The 19,024-nt window shown below is 47.0% G+C and carries 17 protein-coding genes and 2 tRNA genes; 8 read left to right on the forward strand and 11 right to left on the reverse strand.

The annotated features are described in order from the left end of the window. The first annotated feature begins 32 nt into the window (after nucleotides 1-32). A complete protein-coding gene (locus HF894_RS03075) occupies nucleotides 33-1,136 on the forward strand; it encodes an ABC transporter permease (RefSeq protein ID WP_204971062.1) in 1,104 nt (367 codons plus the stop codon). Between the two features lie 7 nt (nucleotides 1,137-1,143). After that, a complete protein-coding gene (locus HF894_RS03080) occupies nucleotides 1,144-2,259 on the forward strand; it encodes an ABC transporter permease (RefSeq protein WP_204971063.1) in 1,116 nt (371 codons plus the stop codon). Between the two features lie 139 nt (nucleotides 2,260-2,398). On the opposite strand, the gene HF894_RS03085 is transcribed toward HF894_RS03080, so the two are convergent. Next, nucleotides 2,399-2,875: an alanyl-tRNA editing protein gene (locus HF894_RS03085; protein ID WP_021848251.1), complete on the reverse strand. Its 477-nt coding sequence runs from the start codon at nucleotides 2,873-2,875 to the stop codon at nucleotides 2,399-2,401. A gap of 93 nt (nucleotides 2,876-2,968) precedes the next feature. After that, nucleotides 2,969-3,526, reverse strand: a complete 558-nt coding sequence (locus HF894_RS03090) for a DUF3332 domain-containing protein (protein WP_204971064.1) — start codon at nucleotides 3,524-3,526, stop codon at nucleotides 2,969-2,971. Between the two features lie 237 nt (nucleotides 3,527-3,763). Here HF894_RS03090 and HF894_RS03095 point away from each other — a divergent pair, with 237 nt between their 5' ends. The 6 genes from HF894_RS03095 to HF894_RS03120 all read left to right on the forward strand — a co-directional run bounded on the left by HF894_RS03095 (nucleotide 3,764) and on the right by HF894_RS03120 (nucleotide 7,881). After that, nucleotides 3,764-4,567 (forward strand): MBL fold metallo-hydrolase, encoded by an 804-nt coding sequence (locus tag HF894_RS03095; protein WP_021848249.1) that lies wholly within the window; start codon nucleotides 3,764-3,766, stop codon nucleotides 4,565-4,567. A 90-nt stretch (nucleotides 4,568-4,657) separates the two neighbouring features. Next, a tRNA-Lys gene (locus tag HF894_RS03100) sits at nucleotides 4,658-4,730 on the forward strand. Between the two features lie 34 nt (nucleotides 4,731-4,764). Then, nucleotides 4,765-4,839, forward strand: a tRNA-Pro gene (locus HF894_RS03105). Between the two features lie 124 nt (nucleotides 4,840-4,963). Further along, on the forward strand, nucleotides 4,964-6,169 hold the full coding sequence (locus tag HF894_RS03110; RefSeq protein ID WP_204971065.1) for a tyrosine-type recombinase/integrase: 1,206 nt from the start codon (nucleotides 4,964-4,966) through the stop codon (nucleotides 6,167-6,169). Between the two features lie 22 nt (nucleotides 6,170-6,191). Further along, nucleotides 6,192-6,632 carry a LexA family protein gene (locus tag HF894_RS03115; protein ID WP_204971066.1) on the forward strand — a complete coding sequence of 147 codons (441 nt, stop codon included), beginning with the start codon at nucleotides 6,192-6,194 and terminating at the stop codon, nucleotides 6,630-6,632. 1 nt (nucleotide 6,633) lies between these two features. Then, on the forward strand, nucleotides 6,634-7,881 hold the full coding sequence (locus HF894_RS03120; RefSeq protein ID WP_436627455.1) for a Y-family DNA polymerase: 1,248 nt from the start codon (nucleotides 6,634-6,636) through the stop codon (nucleotides 7,879-7,881). Between the two features lie 176 nt (nucleotides 7,882-8,057). On the opposite strand, the gene HF894_RS03125 is transcribed toward HF894_RS03120, so the two are convergent. From HF894_RS03125 to HF894_RS03165, 9 genes are read right to left on the reverse strand one after another with little or no spacing between them, the layout of a single operon-like run. After that, entirely contained in the window at nucleotides 8,058-8,537 is a 480-nt protein-coding gene (locus HF894_RS03125; RefSeq protein ID WP_204971067.1) for a DUF7689 domain-containing protein, read from the reverse strand. Beyond that, nucleotides 8,513-8,971, reverse strand: a complete 459-nt coding sequence (locus HF894_RS03130; protein WP_204971068.1) for a hypothetical protein — start codon at nucleotides 8,969-8,971, stop codon at nucleotides 8,513-8,515. Before HF894_RS03130 ends, HF894_RS03125 begins: the two co-directional genes overlap by 25 nt. After that, nucleotides 8,962-9,633 (reverse strand): TIGR04255 family protein, encoded by a 672-nt coding sequence (locus HF894_RS03135; protein ID WP_246593114.1) that lies wholly within the window; start codon nucleotides 9,631-9,633, stop codon nucleotides 8,962-8,964. The genes HF894_RS03130 and HF894_RS03135 overlap by 10 nt, the downstream gene beginning before the upstream one ends. 10 nt (nucleotides 9,634-9,643) lie before the next feature. Next, nucleotides 9,644-11,929, reverse strand: coding sequence for a hypothetical protein (locus HF894_RS03140; RefSeq protein ID WP_204971132.1), 2,286 nt, complete (start codon nucleotides 11,927-11,929; stop codon nucleotides 9,644-9,646). Nucleotides 11,930-11,934: 5 nt separating this feature from the next. After that, nucleotides 11,935-12,459, reverse strand: a complete 525-nt coding sequence (locus tag HF894_RS03145) for a hypothetical protein (RefSeq protein WP_204971070.1) — start codon at nucleotides 12,457-12,459, stop codon at nucleotides 11,935-11,937. 1 nt (nucleotide 12,460) lies between these two features. Then, the gene (locus HF894_RS03150; RefSeq protein WP_204971071.1) at nucleotides 12,461-12,799 is read right to left on the reverse strand and encodes a hypothetical protein; all 339 of its coding nucleotides are present in this window, start codon (nucleotides 12,797-12,799) and stop codon (nucleotides 12,461-12,463) included. Between the two features lie 2 nt (nucleotides 12,800-12,801). Beyond that, on the reverse strand, nucleotides 12,802-15,060 hold the full coding sequence (locus HF894_RS03155; protein WP_204971072.1) for a hypothetical protein: 2,259 nt from the start codon (nucleotides 15,058-15,060) through the stop codon (nucleotides 12,802-12,804). Beyond that, nucleotides 15,060-15,332, reverse strand: a complete 273-nt coding sequence (locus tag HF894_RS03160; protein WP_204971073.1) for a hypothetical protein — start codon at nucleotides 15,330-15,332, stop codon at nucleotides 15,060-15,062. The genes HF894_RS03155 and HF894_RS03160 overlap by 1 nt, the downstream gene beginning before the upstream one ends. A 40-nt stretch (nucleotides 15,333-15,372) precedes the next feature. Next, nucleotides 15,373-18,999, reverse strand: coding sequence for a phage tail tape measure protein (locus tag HF894_RS03165; RefSeq protein ID WP_204971074.1), 3,627 nt, complete (start codon nucleotides 18,997-18,999; stop codon nucleotides 15,373-15,375). Nucleotides 19,000-19,024 lie beyond the last annotated feature (25 nt).

The raw sequence follows: 19,024 nt of genomic DNA on the forward strand, positions 1-19,024 counted from the left end.
ACTCCTTCTAACTTCTTTAACTTCTGATAGAAATGAAACAGTTCCTCATATTTGCCGGCAAGGAATTCCGCCACATCTTCCGCGACCGCAGGACGATGCTCATCCTGCTCGTGATGCCCGTGGTGCAGATCATCCTGTTCGGCTTCGCCATCACCACCGAGGTGCAGAACGTACGCATGGCCGTACTCGACCCTTCGGACGACGTGCTGACGCGGCGCATCGTCGAGCGGCTGGACGCTTCGGAGTACTTCACCCTGACGGCCCGCTTCCACACGCCGCAGGAGATGGACGAGGCCTTCCGCCGTTCGCAGGTGGACATGGCCGTGGTCTTCAGCCCCGGTTTTGCCGACGGAGTCTACACCGGCGATGCCGCCGTCCAGCTGGTCTGCGACGCCACCGACCCCAATACGGCCACCATGCAGACCAGCTACGCCACGGGCATCATCACCGCCGCCACCGGCGAACTGCTGCCTGCCGGGGTGCGCGCCCCCCAATTGCGGCCCAAAGTGAAGCTGCTTTACAATCCGCAGATGAAGAGCGTCTACAACTTCGTGCCCGGCGTCATGGGGCTCATCCTGATGCTGATTTGTGCCATGATGACGTCTGTCTCCATCGTCCGCGAAAAGGAGATGGGCACAATGGAAGTGCTGCTCGTCTCGCCCGTTCGGCCCATCTTCATCATCCTGTCCAAGACCGTGCCCTACTTCGTGCTTTCGTTCGTCAATCTCACGACCATTCTCCTGCTGTCCGTCTACGTGCTCCACGTGCCCGTGGCGGGCAGCCTGCCGTGGCTCGTGGCCGTGTCGCTGCTTTTCATCTTCGTGTCGCTCTCGCTGGGTCTGCTCATCTCCACCCTGACGCAGACGCAGGTGGCCGCCATGCTGGCCTCGGGACTGGTGCTGATGATGCCCACCATGCTCCTGTCCGGCATGATTTTCCCGGTGGAGAGCATGCCTTGGGTGCTTCAGGGCATTTCGGCGGCCATTCCGGCGCGGTGGTACATCCAGGCCGTGCGCAAGCTGATGATACAGGGCGTCGACGTGGTGAATGTGCTCACCGAGGTGGGCGTGTTGCTGGGCATGGCGGTAGTGCTGGTCACGGTCAGCCTCAAAAAGTTCAAGAACCGGTTAGAATGAAAGTCGTATGATAAAGTATCTGATAGAAAAAGAATTCAAGCAGCTCTTCAGGAATCCGTTCATCCCGAAACTCATCCTGCTGTTCCCCTGTATGATTATGATTCTGATGCCATGGGCGGCCAGCCTGGAAATCAAGAACATCCGGCTGGACATTGTAGACGGCGACCACAGCCCCCTGTCGCGGCGGCTGGTGGAGAAGGTGGCGGCATCGGACTACTTCCGTGTGTCGGCCTTTCCTGCAACTTACGATGAGGCCCTGCGGCATGTGGAGGCGGGTTCGGCCGATATTGTGCTGGAGATTCCGCGCGATTTCGAGAAGGACTGGATGCGTGGCGGAGCGCCCCGTGTACTGGTGGCTGCCAATGCGGTGAACGGTACGAAGGGTGGTATGGGCAGTTCCTATCTGTCGTCCATCATCTCGGACTACGCCCGCAGCCTGTCCGCTACTGAAGGACGTTCCATGGCGTCCGCCTTCAGGCTGCCGCAGGTGTCGGTGCAGACGCTGAACCTCTACAACCCGCGGCTCAACTACAAACTCTTCATGGTTCCGGCTCTGATGGTGATGTTGCTCACCCTTATCTGTGGTGCCCTTCCAGCCTTGAACGTGGTGGGCGAGAAGGAGGCGGGAACCATCGAGCAGATTAACGTGACGCCTGTGCGCAAGTTCACCTTCATCTGTGCCAAGTTGGTGCCCTACTGGCTGACGGGACTGGTGGTGCTCACCATTGCCTTTGTGCTGGCGTGGCTGCTCTACGGCATTCTGCCTGCGGGCCATTTCGTGACGCTCTATTTCTTTGCAATCATCTTCCTGCTGCTCGTGTCGGGTTTCGGGCTGGTGGTGTCCAATTATTCGTCCACGCTCCAGCAGGCCATGTTCGTCATGTTCTTCTTCATGCTGATTCTGGTACTGATGAGCGGTCTGTTCACCCCCATCCACAGCATGCCCCGCTGGGCGCAGGCCCTTACCTACGCCAATCCGTTGCGCTACTTCGTGGAGGTGATGCGTACCGTCTACCTGCGTGGAGGCGGTGTGGCCGACCTGCTTCCTCAGCTGGGTATGCTGCTGCTCTTTGCCGCAGGTTTCAATCTGTGGGCGGTGAAGAGTTACCGCAAGAGCGGTTGAGTGCCTGTTTGCAGAGAGAAACGGGCACGAAAGGTCTGGTTTCTGGGGATGATATCCGTTTCCTCTATATGGAAACACCCGTTCCCTGTACAAGGAAACGCTCGTTCCCCTCTGAGGGAACGGGTACATCCATACGAATTTATGCCGGACTGACGAGCTTGAAGCGGATGCGCCAACGCTTCTCCGCTTCGTCCCAGTCGTGGCTGATGATGCGGAAGGTACCGATTTCTGCCGTGTTGGCCACGTGCGTACCGATGCAGAGGCATTCGTCGTAGTCGCCTACCTTGACGATGCGCACCGTCTGCGAGGCGTCGTCGGGCAGGCGTTTCAGGTCGAAGCGTCCGCGCGCCTCCTCCTGCGTGATGAATTCCGTGGTGACGTCCAGGTGTCGGCCGATGACCTCGTTCACGGCCTCCTCCAGCCGCCTGGCGTCCTCTTCCGTCGGCTGCTGTTCCAGTCGGTAGTCCAGTTTGCTCTTCTTCCGTTCGATGTGTGCCGCAATCGACCTTCCGCACCCGAAAAGGCGTATCATGGTCTGGTTGATGATGTGTTCGCAGGTGTGCATAGGCGGGTATTCCTGCTTGTTGTGCTCGTTGAGCGTGGGTTGCTGTTCCATATTGAAAAGTATTTTGTTGGTTTTATTTTTCATAAAGAACCCCCATTCTCTGCAGACAAAGAATGAGGGTACTCTTCTACTTTCTATAGTCGTTTATCTACAAGCGTAGTACATGTCTGTCGACACAGCCAGTCTTGCATTGGCCACGCCCTGCGCGTCCAGCGTGACGGTCAGGTCTTCGCCGTTGGGCAGCGTCATCTGTGCCGTTCCGTCGTTGTTTAGTCTTACGAGTTCGGTGCTCACGCCGTCGGCCACCACGTTCCACGTGTTCAGGCTCTTGTCGTAGATCAGTTCCATCGGCGCCGTTTCATCGCCTTCCTTCGTGATAGAATATCCGTTTTCTAGTGTTTCGACTAGGTAGTTTCCATTTTCACCTTGCACTTTCTTAATGTCACCGACACTTGCCATCGGATTGCTTCCACTCCAGAATTCAATGGAGTTAATAATAACCGCATCTGCAAAATAACAAACGCCATAAACGGGAATAATATTGAGAGCTAAAAAAACCAGTTCATTCACAAATTTATTTCCAATACTTTGATTCCAACTGACTAATCTGCTGTGCAAGCCGAAAGAGCCAATACATGAACTGAAAAGGAATGCACCGCAAATCATTACGGAAGCTGCCATTTTAAGATTAAATTTTTTCATAATTTTTTCTTCTTTGGTGTTTAAGATTAAAAAACTTTCTGCATTAGATTTGTGCAAATATACACTTTTATCTATAAAATGCTATCAAATGGAAAGATTTTCTTTTCTTTTTTCTTATGTGTAGGCATTCATAATTTCTAGGTAATAGCAGTTGTTAAACAGGCTTTTTTTTCTATATTTGCGCCACTTTTGCTGAAGCGTAAGTTTCGTAATGAATAAAATGTAAAGAAGTAAGTAATGAAAGTACGATTTATAAGCCTGGCCAGTGGCAGTAGTGGCAATTGTTACTATCTGGGCACCGAAAAATATGGTATTTTGATAGATGCAGGCATAGCGGCCCGCAGCATCCGGAAAATCTTGAAAGAATATGGCATCGGCATGGAGACCATCCTTGCAGTGTTTGTTACGCACGATCATGCCGATCACATCAAAGCATTGGGTGGCTTGGGTGAAAAACTGAATATCCCTATTTATACTACCGCACGTATCCATGAAGGCATTGGTCGCAGCTATTGCATGACGGAAAAGTTGCATACTTCTGCCCGTTATTTGGAAAAGCAGACTCCTATGCAACTGGAAGATTTTTGCATTGAATCCTTTGAAGTTCCTCACGACGGAACTGACAACGTGGGCTATTTTATTACGATTGACGACAAGAAGTTTGCATTTTTGACCGACTTGGGTGAAATCACTCCCGTTGCTGCAGAATATATCTGTCGAGCCAACTATTTGGTTTTGGAAGCTAATTATGATGACGAAATGTTGCAAATGGGGCCGTATCCTCCCTATTTAAAGGAACGTATCAAAAGCCGGACAGGACATATGAGTAATGCAGCAACTGCTCAATTTCTAGCAGACCACTTCAGTAACCAACTGCGTTACATTTGGCTGTGTCATCTCAGTAAAGACAATAATCATCCTGAACTTGCCTATAAGACGGTAGAACTGAAGCTGCATGATTATGGAATTGTGGTCGGACGGGATGTCCAACTATGCGCTTTAAAGCGTACTACACCTTCCGAACTCTACGAATTTGAATAGAAAATGCCGCTTCCATCGAAAAAAAACTGTTTTTTTATTTGTTGGTTCAAATAAAAGAACTACCTTTGCACCCGCAAACGAAAAAGAGAGGCACTCTTAGCTCAGTTGGTAGAGCAACTGACTCTTAATCAGTGGGTCCAGGGTTCGAATCCCTGAGGGTGTACTAATCAAGAAAAACCTTTCTTGGGAAAGGTATTCGGGGTGTAGCGCAGTCCGGTTAGCGCACCTGCTTTGGGAGCAGGGGGTCGTGGGTTCGAATCCCGCTACCCCGACAAAGGGTCAGATTTCATTGAAAATCAGGCCTTTTTTGTTTTAAATGGGTTTCTTTTTTCTGTCTGAAATGTCTGAATTTGTCTGGTTCATAAATTGTCAAAAATAAACCAGCAAAAAGACCCTATGAGAAGAAAGAAAGTTATTATTTTGCCACATCTGGTAGATGCTGGCGGCGATTTGAGTAAAAATTGGTTCGTGGAATATTCTTGCCGTGATCCAAGAACTGATAAGCTCAAACGATTCAGAGAATATACAGGTCTCGGTAAGCATAAGTCTGCCAAAGAAAGATATACTTTAGCCAAGCAAATCATTGCAGAACTTAAGGAGAAACTTGCTACAGGATGGGTTCCATTTCAAGAGGAAAAAGTGACCTTTCAAGATGAACTTATTATGCAGGTTCATGCTGACAGATGGGGACGTGAGCGTGAATCACTCCCAACCATTCGGATATATTTGTCTGAGTTTCTTGAGGTAAAGAAAGCTACCGTCATCCAGCATTCCTATCAAACATATAGATCAAAGCTGCGTATTTTTGCCGAATGGGCAGAACATCAGGAATTGGATACTATCCATATCAGTTGTATTACAAGGGATCATATTTGTGATTTTATGTTCTTTTTGATTGAACAGAACAATGTATCCAGACGGACCATTCTAAAGTATAAACAAATTTTGCACGGGTTCTTTGATTATATGATTCAGGCACGGGGGATTATATTAACCAATCCTGTTCATGATATTCCTGAAATGGGAAGGCTGACGGATGAAGCTCCTCGGCCAATTCCTGAGAAGGAACGCTCAAAGCTGATGGCATATATGAAAAAGAACGATCCTCAGCTATGGTTGTTTTGTCAGATGGAGTACTATTGCGCCATCCGTCCGAATGAATTGCGACAGTTACGTATTCAAGATATTGATTTTGTCAGGCACATTATCCGTGTTCCTTGTACTATTAGTAAGAACCGTCAAACTGAATTAGTGAATATCCCGAACCAATTATATAATGTATTACTTGCAATGAAGGTTGATGAACATGAAGGTGGGCTCTATCTGTTCTCTAGTTGTGGTCGGCCCGGGAAGTCAATGTTAGGAAAGAATAATTTTCGTTTTCGCTTTGACCGCATCCGTAACCGATTGGGTTTGTCGGCAGAATATAAACTATACAGTTTCAAGCACACGGGTGGGGTAGAGTTGGTTAATGCTGGTGTAGATACTTGGGAACTACAACGTCATTTTCGACATAAATCTATTGATACAACAGAGCGATATATTCGTAGAAATTTTGCGGTGAAAAGCGATAAAATTAAGAATCACTTCCCTGATATCTGATAATATTTCTACATTTGCCAACATGAAAAAGAACATCGAAATACATCTTGTAGATCTTTCTACTTCATTGCCTTTGCCATACGCCGATGAAGGTATCAGAGCTGGCTTCCCAAGCCCAGCGCAGGACTATATGGAGCAGGCCATAGATCTAAACAAGGAGCTTATCAAGCACCCATCCAGCACATTTTACGGCCGTGTAGTCGGTGACAGCATGAAGGATGAAGGTATTGAAGAGGGCGACATCCTCGTCATCAACAAGTCACTTGAGCTGATTGAGGGTGACCTGGCAGTTTGCTATGTTGATGGAGAGTTTACCGTCAAGCGAGTTTCCATTGAAGGCGACACCGTTTGGCTTGTACCGTCCAATCCTTCCTATCCTCGTATCAAGGTAACAGCCGATAATGATTTCTTAGTCTGGGGAATCGTCACCTACACCATCAAGAAGAACCGTAGAAGGAGGTAATATGTTCGGCTTAATGGACTGTAATAACTTCTACGCCTCGTGCGAGCGGGTATTCAACCCTTCGCTGAATGGGCGGCCCGTTGTCGTGCTATCGAACAACGATGGCTGTGTTATTGCTCGCTCCAATGAAGCGAAAGCACTGGGCATCCCGATGGGTGCGCCGGCTTATCAGATAAAAGAACTGGTCGAGAAGCACGGGATTGCAGTCTTTTCATCAAACTACACCCTTTATGGGGATATGTCCGCCCGTGTCATGTCCATCCTTTCCTCGCTGGCCCCCGATATCGAAGTATATTCCATCGATGAAGCATTCGTCAATCTGGATGGCGTCAAGGACTACCAAAGCCTCGGAACTACCATCGTCAACAAGGTATATAAAGGTACAGGTATTCCCGTTAGTCTGGGCATAGCGCCGACCCGTACCTTGGCCAAGATGGCCAACAAGTTTGCGAAGAAATACCCGGCCTATAAGCGTGTTTGCTGCATCGATACGGATGATAAGCGGGAGAAAGCCCTGCGTCTATTCAGTATTGGCGATGTGTGGGGAATCGGCCGGAGACAAGCGGCCAAGCTGGAAAAGGAAGGCGTGAAAACAGCTTACGACTTCACCCAACTACCAGGCTCATGGGTACGCAAGTACATGACGGTAGTCGGCGAACGTACTTGGAAAGAACTTCGTGGAATACCCTGTATTTCTGAGAATATCACGCCCCGTAAGCAGATTTGCACCTCAAGAAGTTTCGGCCAGATGATAGACTGCATAGAACAGATGGATGAAGCCGTATCTACCTTCGCGGCCACTTGTGCCAAGAAGCTTAGAGAGCAGAAAGGCTATGCCGTGTCGCTTCATGTGTTCATCATAACCAACCGATTCCGGGAAGACCTGCCACAATACTGGAAGAGTGTATCAGTAAATCTTCCGGTGCCCACAGACGATACGCTGGAGATTGTTCACTATGCCCTGTCCGGGTTAAGGAGTATCTTCAGAACTGGGTACCAATATAAGAAGGCTGGTGTCATCATCACGGAAATCACGTATAATGTCCAGCATAACCTGTTCGACACAGTTGACCGGGGCAAACGGGAGCGGCTGATGAATGCCATAGATAGTATCAACGGCAAGCATGGGCATTCTGTCAAGTTGGCCGTGCAGGGTCAGGGGAACGGTTGTAAGCTGAAGCAGGAGCAGCTATCCAAGCACTACACGACAAATCTTGGAGAGATTATTGAAATAAATTGTAGGGAATGAGTAAGCAATAAACCGGTCACTTATAATGTTGTCTAAGTTTAAGTATAAAAGAGCCTTATCAAATCCTATTTTGAGGCTATGATAAGGCTCTAAAAATATAAGTTACTACAATCAAGTTACTGCTAATAAATCTACCCTTGCCAAATTGGACTTTTGAGTCACCCTCATTGCAATAACTAAAAAGCACGACTCATAATACAATACACTATTCCATAATTATTCCCTTCTATAGTATATGGTGTACCATGTTGAATATCATTTCCTTTTCCCAATTTACTTGTCCAAAAAGAATTTCTTAGTTGTCTAGCAGCATGTGTACATTCTCTAGTTCCAGGCTTCACATACAAAGCTATTTTTTGAAGTCTTTCATCAAATTCAGCATTATCACAAATTTCATATCCCTTTTTACGAAAGGCCTCTATAAAAGAATCTACATCAGGAGTTTTTGTAACGTCATCTGGCCAATAACAAACTCCATCAAGTGCTTCTGTTGCACAAGGGGCAGGCCACATCCATCTATCATTATAATTATAAGCCCATGCTATACAATTATAATTAGGAGTTTGAGGACTTGTTATTTGAAAGTTTTTATCATGTGCTAATCTTGGGAAATAATTTATTATCAAACGTTTCAACTTCTCAATATCTTTACCCATAATTTACATGCGTCAGCTATTGTAGCGTTATTTCTATTCGTTATTTTTTTCCCATATATTATATTTAATGCCCAAACCAGATGAGAAGGTTCATATTCAATCTCATCTAATATAAAAGGAACCGCTTTTTTCCCCATAGCAATAATAGCTTGAAAATCTTTATGCTCAATTATATCAGAGATAGAAGATGTGAACATTGTGTCTTCTTGCCATTTTTCTAAATGACATTGAAACTTTCGTTTATTAAGCATAAACATTTCTTCACGATCATCAATATTCAACAGATAATTAGAAGATTCTGTTTTTTGCATAACTGATGTTACTTTGCTATACTTATCTATATCAGAGTAAGCATTTGCAGGTGCTACAAGTAAACTTGCAGCTGCTAAAGTTAAAGGTTTTAGACCTTTAGTGAAAGTATTTATTAGTTGCATAATTCAATCAACTTATCTGTTACACTATCAAAAAATATGGTATTCTTTACTTCTCTCAATTGGCTTAATAACTCCAAAATGATTGAAGGAGCATATTCATAATTTCTACTATTTAGAATATCTAAATCCAATATATAAATATATCTTTCATCTACTCTATCTAGAAAATGATTAACTACTGCATGGGATACATCGGATACCTTAAAAGTCGTTTTAAATGCATATTTAGCCAAAGGATACGAAAGAGAATCTTCTGTAGAAGAAATTACCACCTTAAAATATTCTGTAGGGTCATCAAATTGATCAAAATTGAACTGATTTAAAAAACGTATTGAAGTACGTTTTATAGTTCTATGTTCTAAGATCGAATCAAGCTTTGAAAGTATATTGATAACACTATCAGTAAACCTTTCCCATCCTTCATAATCAGATTCATCAATATAAGTTATATTACTAACTGACAGTGTTAATTTCTTCTTATTATCATCAGAAGAATAACTATAATGAATTAATTTAGCATCTGATGTTGCTGAAATCTTAGATTTCCCTAATGGAATTCTGGATTGATCTACATTTAAGCTAGCTTCAATACCATCAGCACGTTTGGGAAAACCAAGTTCTTTAATACTATTATCAAACTTGGAAAAATCTTCTAATTTCAAATTACTAGAATCAAAATGAATCTGAAACATAGCTGCAACAACAGGAGGATTTAATGTCTGTATAACTGCTGAGCATGAAAGGCTCTACATTGCCCATCTCTTCATCCGTATAATCCTCTCCATTGCCGTCATTGACGTTTTCCACGACGATGATGTCAGGAGAATCATAGTTTTCCAATTTCCTTGCCCTCATCTGCCCGCACAAGTCAGGGCGCAAATCTTCAAGGGTTTGTGTACCGCCTTTTGAAGTGGCTTCATTCTCGTCCGAATTATATTCCAAACCAAGCAGCATTGCAATGTTCTTGGGCACTTTGTCGCCATCCGCCATCAAACTGTCTCCGACAAAAGCGATTTTCTTCCCGGCAAAGAAATTGAAATCGGCATATTCCAATGCTCCAATCCTTTCATACAATCCAACAACCTCGAACAGTTCATCTACATTAGCGTTAACTGTCACACAAATTACAAAATAAGTTTTTTCCGATGGCATTGTCACATATTCGTTCTTGACAATTTCCGAACTCCCGAATTGTGCCATTTGCGTAGTACCAGTTGGTCCTTTTTCCGGAATTTCTTTTGTAGCAGCCAATGAGTAAATGTGAGATAAATCTTTGATATGCACATTAGCATTTTCACCTACCTTGAAGCAAATAAGTTTACGGTCAGACCATGTAGAGTGTACGGTAAACGATTTGTAATCGCCATTGCAACTATCAATCTGCTTCACGATGTTACCTGATGTCAAAACCTTGGTTGATACATTCTCGATGCTCTTCCCATTTATTTCATTGATTGCTGACACAATGTTCTTTTTATTGTTGGTCGTCAGCTTTTCCAAGTCGCCAATCCTTTCGTCTTCTTCCGACTTATATTCGTACAACCTGATGTATAAGCTCTTGATATTTTCATCAAATGCGGCTTGATTCCAACCCACTATCTTCATAGTGGCAGCACCGTCCGTAGAAATGTCAGTTGCCTTTCTAAGCGCACCGCCTGCATTTTCTAATTCGGAATACATGATTGATTTAGTTATCACTCCACCATCATTGTAGAAGCTAATGACAGGAAAAGTCGTTGCAAAATTCATAACCGTACAAACACTTACCTTATGTGCCTTGCTTATGTCAATGGCCGGAGCAGATTGCATCGCTAAATCATTATAGCCTTTTGTATAAATATATTCAGATGGGTCGTATTCCTTAATAATTTCTTCCTTTCCTTCTGATGAGCCACCGCCTCCTGAATTGTTCTCAAGTTCCGTGAGTATGTCGGCCAATCTCTCATACACCTTCACGTACATGCTGTCGATGTTTTCGTTAAATGAGGCCTCATTCCAGCCGATAATTTTCATGTATGACGATCCATCCGTAGGTATTTCATTCTTTACGCACAAACTTCCTGATATGCTAAAATCTGACCGCATCATAGACTTTGTAATCTCATCCGATGAATCATAGAAAGTGACAATAGGATTTGGATTAGCATAATTCATCGTCGTGCAGATACTTACGTAATCAGCCTTGCTGACATCTATTTTGGGGGCATTGTCATTGATAGAAATGTTCACGTATATCACATCAGCGGGAGCATAATCTTTTTCGACAAGTTTAGCTCTTTTCTCAAGAGAACTGACCTTGCTATTTGTAGATTCCAAGTCCGCGTATGTGGGTACGTTCTGAAACTTGCTGGCATATCTCAAACTCATTGAATCCTTGTAATTATATGACCTTATGATCAGGTAATATGCATTTTCAGGTACTGTAACCTCATAGTCCGTATTAGAAATTTCCGGCAATTTACCCAATGATTTCATTTCTACATCGTACCATTCTGAATAAGACGAATTATTGATGGAATTGGTATGTATTATCACGGATAACCCCGGTTTCACTGGTACGGGGCTGCCTTCATAATAATTGGTAGTTTTTTCTTGAATATCAAAGGTCGCATAATATACAGCTTTATTCAAGTTTCTGTCTAATCCTGTTTTTTCCCAATTACTTGCATCTGTGAACGTTCCATCTTGATACGTCCAACTCTCCACAGTATTCTCCTCGTTCAAAAACGAACATTTTATCCCGACGGTCCGGAGGTCGGTCGGTATCTTCGCAATGGCGGACGCGAGTGTATATTTATTTGTACCGTCAGTACCGCCGGTCGGGTACAGATTTGAAACGTTGATTTCGCCGATCAGCTTGGAGGCTGACACTTTGAGCGTCGGATGTGCAACCGCATCGGTTGTGGTGGCCGGATAGATGGTCTGGCCGTTTTTGCTCAGCTTATGTATCTTTGCCATATTCGTTATTTTTTAGTGTTATCAAACAAGTCTTCGTATTCAGTATCAGATAGCTGCGTCGAGGTTATCATTGTCCCCTCGATATTGCCGGTCACTTCTTGTACAAGTTCTGCCCGTTGCTCTTCAGTCATGTTATCCCATGTCATGTCTTTACCAGGGTCACCCTGTTCGCCCTGCATGTAATGCGGTGGAACCTGTACCTCCACCTCGCACTCATCCGTCTTTCCTGCGGTCAGTATCACACCGGTTTCGTCCTTACTGACCAAGTCGCAGATACCATCGTGATAGTCGTTGTCGGTCAGGTAGTAGCGGCGGGTGACGCGCAGGATGCCAGGAGGGAGACCGTGGTTGTCGAAGATAACCATCAGCCGGCCATCATCGAGCAGGCGGCAGTTGGTGTACACACCATCGAGATAGCTGGCCTTGTAGCTCTTGCCGAAGGTCGTGCTGTATTCGTATTCGAAAGGAGCCGTATGTAACTCGCCCTTTTCGAACAGCTTGAAGTCTGATTTATAATTTATCTGTTTCATTTTACAAGATAGTTGTAACGTCAGTAATTTCTTCGGAAGTCAAGTAGTCAGCCAAGTTTACTTCATCGCCACCGCCTGTTTGCCCGCTAGCCGTCCAAGTACCTGCGGTCTTGCACTGGTAAATTGGACCGGGTATAGTGCTTCCAACGACAGCCCAGTCTCCTACCTGTGGCGATGGATGAGTTGCTTTCAAGTCGGACAGTGTCGAGAATAGACCTTTATTCTTCGAAGTAGAATACTTTGACTTATCTATTTCGGTGGAAATCTTTCCGAAATTTTCATTGAGACGGGATACAGTGCTGCCCCATTTGTCCGTATTGTTGATAGTATTCAGTTCCATAGCTATATCTTCTTGATTTTAATGAATCCGTTGGCATCCTGATACAGCTGGTCCAATGCATCGACCTTGTCTTCGGTCGGTAGCCCTTCTATTCGGACCATTGCGATTCCGTCCGGTCGTATACCCAGTACTATATTTTGTATCAACCCATCTGACTTGAGGTATGAAAAACTCAGTCCGTTTGCGCCCATTGCGAAATTCATATTGTTGTAGTAACCGCTGAAACCGTTGGCTCCGTAGGCGGTTCGTACCACATTCTCGTCACCGCTGTATCCGCGTACCATCATCTTGGGGACAATGGTTTTGCCATCGTCAAACGTATTGAATGACAGATCGTATATCAACTTGTTATTTGCGTCGAACATCTGGATAGAATTTTCCGACGGATCGATGACAATTCGTTGGCCGTCCACTGCTGTTTCCACCTTTCCCCGGAAGAATCCTCCCAACGCATGTATATATCCGCGGACGATGACGTCGTTAAAAATGGCCCTTCCTCCGTGTGTGATGACTGCTTTGGCCATATTCAGCAGCTCTTCTTCGGTGGGCTCGTATTGCGGATTATCCTTATACTTCATTACGGTATAGATGGCCTTCTCCATAGATCCGCCTCCCCATGTGTACACATCATCGTCATCGTTGTAGATGCCCGATATACCGGCAGTTATTTTCTGTAGCACACCATCCTTGTAATTACCGAGCTGAATGATATTGGCCAGTATTAATCCGCCAAGTATATCCACACTGCCATTCTTCATCGCATCTGACAGATATTGAATGGCTTGGAACTTCACATTCGTCTTGTCATTGTCAAGCAGAGAAGGCTTCCAGTCCGTGGCAATGGTACCACGCTCTAACTGAAGGTCACAAATGGTTGCGGTACCGCTGATAAGAAATACACCTGTACCTGTATAGGTGAACTTGTGTGTGTACCGTTGATATTCGGCTGTGATAGGCTGAGATACGTTGTAGTCGCCACATGACACAGCCAGTGACGTACCTTTTGCTTTATAGCTGATAACATAAACTTCATTGGGTATCAATGCAACTGATTGGGATAAACTTCCGATAGTGGCCGATCGTCCTGAGGTCGCACCAGCATCTTCTTGCACGGTAGCCATGCCGGACCAATTCAACAGAGCCTTGCTGTATAACTCCGTGTCTGCATCCAGCTGTTTGTCACCATCCATGACTTCGGTTTCGTAGTTCCCGGTGAATCCCGAATTCAGCAAGATGTTGACGCTGCCGACAGTGGCGTTGTTGATGTCGTCTTGCGCCTGTTGCGCCAAGTCGGCAGCCGCCTGTATTTCTTCAGGCAGGCCGTCCATATTCTTCCATCCGGTAGAGCCATTTTCTATATGAAGTGTTCCTTTAACTTCTGCTCCCGTCTCTTGATTATATTTAATGTAGGTACTTCCATCTTTTGCACCTACATAAGTGTCACCGTAAGTAACAGATTGGAATCTACCGCTTACCGGGTCGTAGTAATCCATTTTTACGGCTTTGTCTACAAGGCTATAAGAGTCTATTCCCTGATAATACTTAATGGAAGGGCTGCCTGCTCCGAAAGCCGAAATTATGATGGCTGACTGGCGCATCTTGTCTGTGCGGTGTCCAAGTCCTACCAGTTCGTCCCCTGCCTGTGGAATAGTTGAACCGGTATCGCAGTCGGCCTTGCTAAGGTCTATGTAATCATCACCGACCGCCGTCACCAATCTCCAGTAGTATGCCTGGTTGGATAGGTTGAATGTTTGCCTGCGGGCCTGCGTGCCTACGGTGAATTGGTTTTGCAAAGTGCGGTCTCCGTCAGTTTGGTCAAAGTAGCATCGGTATGCTGTATCAGTTTCTTCTACCTTGGAAATAGTCATTCCCGAAGGCGATACTACCAACATACCCCCCACGTGCTTGGCTTCCTGTATGATGAGTTCGATGAATATGGCCAGCTTGCGGATGGTGAGGTAGTCGAATTCTGCGTGGCTGTTTCCGTCCTTGTCTATCTGTATGGCTCCTCCGGTTCCAAGCAGTCCCGATACAAATTGACCTATCTCTATGCCAGCAAGGAACTTTACCAAATATTCTGTCTGATCCGGCTGATCTTTGCGCAGGTATTTTTTTGCAAATTCACCATCACCGACAATTTTCAGGATTTCTTCGAAATTCGCTTTGATCCGTTCGAAATTCCGCTGCCATTTGAGACGGACGTCACGACCGGTGTCTTTCGCTCCATTCCACGGTACTATATTTTCAAATTCATTGTCCATTACTTCAGCTCGAGTTCTTCGTTGTTGAATGTCAGGAGAAGAGGCTGCCAGCAGCTTCCATTCTCCAGCGTGTCAAGGTTGATGTAGTTCAGCATGTAGTCGCTGAATCGGTTGTGCTCTTTACGGTTCTGCTTGCGCAGGCGGGCATGTCGAACCTGCACAATCCCCTCGCTCTTCTTCCGGTCGTAGCTGTAGCTCATGAACGAGAAGGAGAACGATTGCCCCTCTTCGGAGAGGCGGCGCATCTTGTCTATTGCAGTGAATACATCCATGTCGCAAAAGTATATGGGGGCAGGTTTGAAAAAAAGGACATCATCTGCTGACGTTACGTTCGAGTGTTTCCACCCGCTTGATGCCGTCTCGCACCTTACGCGGATCAACCACCAGCTCCTTGTTGCAGAGGACAGCCAGCAGGCGGTTGTTCTCCTGCAGGAGTGCGATGACCTGCAGTCTTTGCTCCGGCGTCATCTGCCCCAGTTCTGCGGAGATTGTGGCAGATGGTCGTGTCGGATTGTCGTAGGTATATCCGCCGGAGTAACGACCGCTGCGGGTGCGGACTTGTTCCAGGATCTGCGTCGTGTTGAGCATACGGATGGTACCTTTTTTCTGCGCTACGTCGAATACGTCGAGGAATTGCTTCACCGCCGGATTGCCCACCGCTTCGTGGTTGGCCACAAACTCATTTTTGTGCACAGGGATTACTCCGGCCACATCATTGGGATTACCCTTACGGGTATAGCCATCCACATATTCGTCGGAGTAGCCACCGGACTTGAGCCCCTTGGCCTCGTCGCGCTGCTGCTTGGCCACGGCTATCTGTGCTGCTCCGGCAGCCAGTGCGGCGGCTGCAGCTGCTGCACCTAATGCAGGGCCTATGAACGGAATACCGGCCATGGCCTTGTAAGCCTCCATTGCGGTCACTGCAGTCGTAGCTGTAACCTGAAGGACGGAGGCCGCAAATTGCTTGTCTGCATATTTCCGCTTCACTTCGTTAACAGCCGCTTCCTTTTGTTCCTCCAGCTTTGTCGTATCTTTCCCCGCTGCTTTTGCGGCTTCGATCTGCTTGTCGTATCGACTCTCAATCTTGCTGATTTCAGCATCTTGCAAGGCTTGTATCAACTGGCTGGCCGCCGATGTGGCCTGGCTGATGACATCGAGAGAGGTTTTCGTTATCTCTTCTCGTTGCCGCTCTGCCGCTTCGGTCAACTGCGTTTTCGTCTCCTGGTATTCTTCGTAGTTGATAAGATCAGCATCATACATCGCCTTCAGGAGGTTCAGCTGTTGGTCCAGGTCAGTCGTGTTGGCAATGTCCTCAAAGCCGCGCTTGCGCTGCTTTTTTCTTCCTGACTCTTTATCCTTCAGATCCATGTCAAGCAGGCGCCCGTCTTCTGCCGATGTATCCATCCCGAAGGCAGCCAGCATGTCGCGACGCTGCTCCAGGTAGCTCCGCTCAGCCTCCAGCATCCGTTCTTGATAATCCTCCTGTGTGCGGATGTCTCCGTCGAGATAAGCCTGCTTCAGGCGGCTCTGCTCCTGCTGGTACTCCAGCTCCGCCTGACCTAGTAAATCAGTTTGCCGGTTGGCATCGACCGTCTTCGTTTCTTCGTACAGACGGTTGGCCTCGGCAATCATTTTGTCGTAAATCTGTCCCTGTATCTCGCTGCTGTCCTGCCCGTATTGCTCGAGCAGCAGTTTGCGTGAGGCCAGGTACTTCACTTCTGCATCATACAGCGCTTTGTTGTATTGCTCTTCGGTCAGCTGCTGATTCAGATACTTCTCCTTGAGCAGGTTCAGTTCGTTTTGGTAACGAGACTTGAGGGCGGCTTCGGCGTCTTTTTGGTCGGTTGGTACAGTGACATTGGTCTGATTATTGCTGTCAGGAACCATGCCTATAATCTTCTGCAGTTCTTTTTTCTCCTCTATATATCCGGCGATGACCGACATTCGCTCGCGCAAATCGTGCTCAAGTCCGCTCATATAGAGTTTCCGCAGGATTTCATTATCACCTGCCAGCTTCAGCAGGCTCTGTTTCTCCGATTCGTACCATTGTTTGTTCGTAATCATGCCCTGTGTTATCAGGTCATCGAGCTCTTCAATACCTTTTTGGGCGTCAGCCTTCATCTGTTGCTTCTGCCGGTCAGTCAAGAACTGAAAGTTATCAGCGGACAACTTCACCTTGGATATCAAGTCCATTGTCTCCTTGGTCTTGTCCAGTTCGTTGTTCATTGAGCCAAGCGAGGCGGTCGCCTCGTCTGTCTTATCCTTGAAAATTGCGAAATAGGATATCAGGCTGGCTACTCCAGCCAACGCCAAGCCCCAGGGACTCATCTTCAGTGCCTTGTTGAATAGCGTCGTGGCTACGGTAGCCGTTTTAGTGGCCACCGTATGCCGGTTGGTCCATAAGGTAGCAGCCTTGAGGTATAGCGTGTAGGTAACGACAGCTGCACCGGCAGTGAGGATCTCGCTCTTGTAATCGACCATAATGGATACTACTTCTTTCAGCCCCTTCACCGTCAGACTTCCAGTCGTTACCATGTACTTCATTACTGGCAAGAGCTGTTCGCCAAGTTCTACACGAACATCCTTGAATTGTTTCTTCGCTTTGTCCAGCCCTGCCTGTACGGTATTATTCTGTACACCGAATTCATTGATGATACTGGTACCGTCGATGAATGCCTGGTTGGCATTCACCTGTTCCCGGCGAACCTGATCTATGTTGCCGGCCAGTGCGGAAATGACGCCGGCGGCTTCGGCTCCGGAAAGTTTCATTTCCTTCAGGATGGGTGACATCTGTGCCATGCCTCCCATCTTGCCCAGCGTACCCAGGAATTGAAGCAGGGCTTCGTTGACATCAGTATTCACGAGATTCACGAACTCCTGCACGTCCATGCCTGCCAGCTTGGCATACTTGGCAGGCTCCTGATAAATCTTCAGTATGAGACTTTGCAGGGCGGTGCTTGCCATCTCGCTGCGCAGCATGTTCTGGTCGAGGGCTGAAGCGAATCCCATGACGTCGGTCACGGCCAGGTCGGCCTGTTTGGCCACACCGCCCATGCGGGCTGTGAACTCCACCAAATAAGGTTCGGAGGCCGAAGAACTCTGAGCGACCTGGTTCACGGCTGAACCGATGGCCAGCATGTCTTCTTTCAGCGTGCGGCTTCCGTCACCGAACATCTGCGACAGCTTGCCGATATTCTTCACGGCATCCTCTCCCAGGTCTTCGCCCAGTGCGACGTTGATCATGTCGGCTGCTTCGACAAACTCCAGTACCTGGTCGCGGCTGCTGATACCCAGCTTGCCCGCCTCTCCGGCCAGTCGGTTCAGCTCTTCGCGCGGTGTGCGGGTATCCATCTGCTTGAATGATTCATTCAAAGCTTCGGTCTCTTCTTTCGTCATGCCCGTATATTTTATGACCTGACTCTGTGCTTCCTCCATCTGCGCATATTCATCGACACATTTGCGAGCTGTCAATGCCACGCCGGTCAGTGAAGCGATGACCGATGCGCCGATGGCGGCGTAGCGGTTGAACCCGTCGGCCAGCTTGGCAATGGAGAATTGCGTCTCCTTGGCCTCGTTTCGCAGCTCACGGATACGGGCATTGACTTCTTTCAGCTGCTGGTTGTACTGCTTCCATTGCGGGAGGCTCGGGTCGAGATTGCGAAGGATGGCATTCAGTTCCCGCTGGCGGTTGCCCAGTTCCTTCAGACTGAGTTTGCCGATGCCAATCTCTTCGAAAAGCTTGTCGTATTCAGCCTTCAGCTTTTTTACGACCTGCTCTTGAGCTTTGTATTCCGCACTATTTTCGCCAAACTGTTTCTTCAGTTTGTTTAAAGTGCTGGAGGCATTCTTCATGTCCTTCTCCAGCTCAATCATCTTCTGCCGGGCACTATCCTGCTGAACGATGATTTCCAGCTGCACTCTATCTATCTTCAGACTCATAATTACTACCTATTGATGACAAGAC

This window comes from Caecibacteroides pullorum (assembly GCF_019239235.1).
GTDB classification, from domain to species: Bacteria; Bacteroidota; Bacteroidia; order Bacteroidales; family Bacteroidaceae; genus Bacteroides; species Bacteroides pullorum.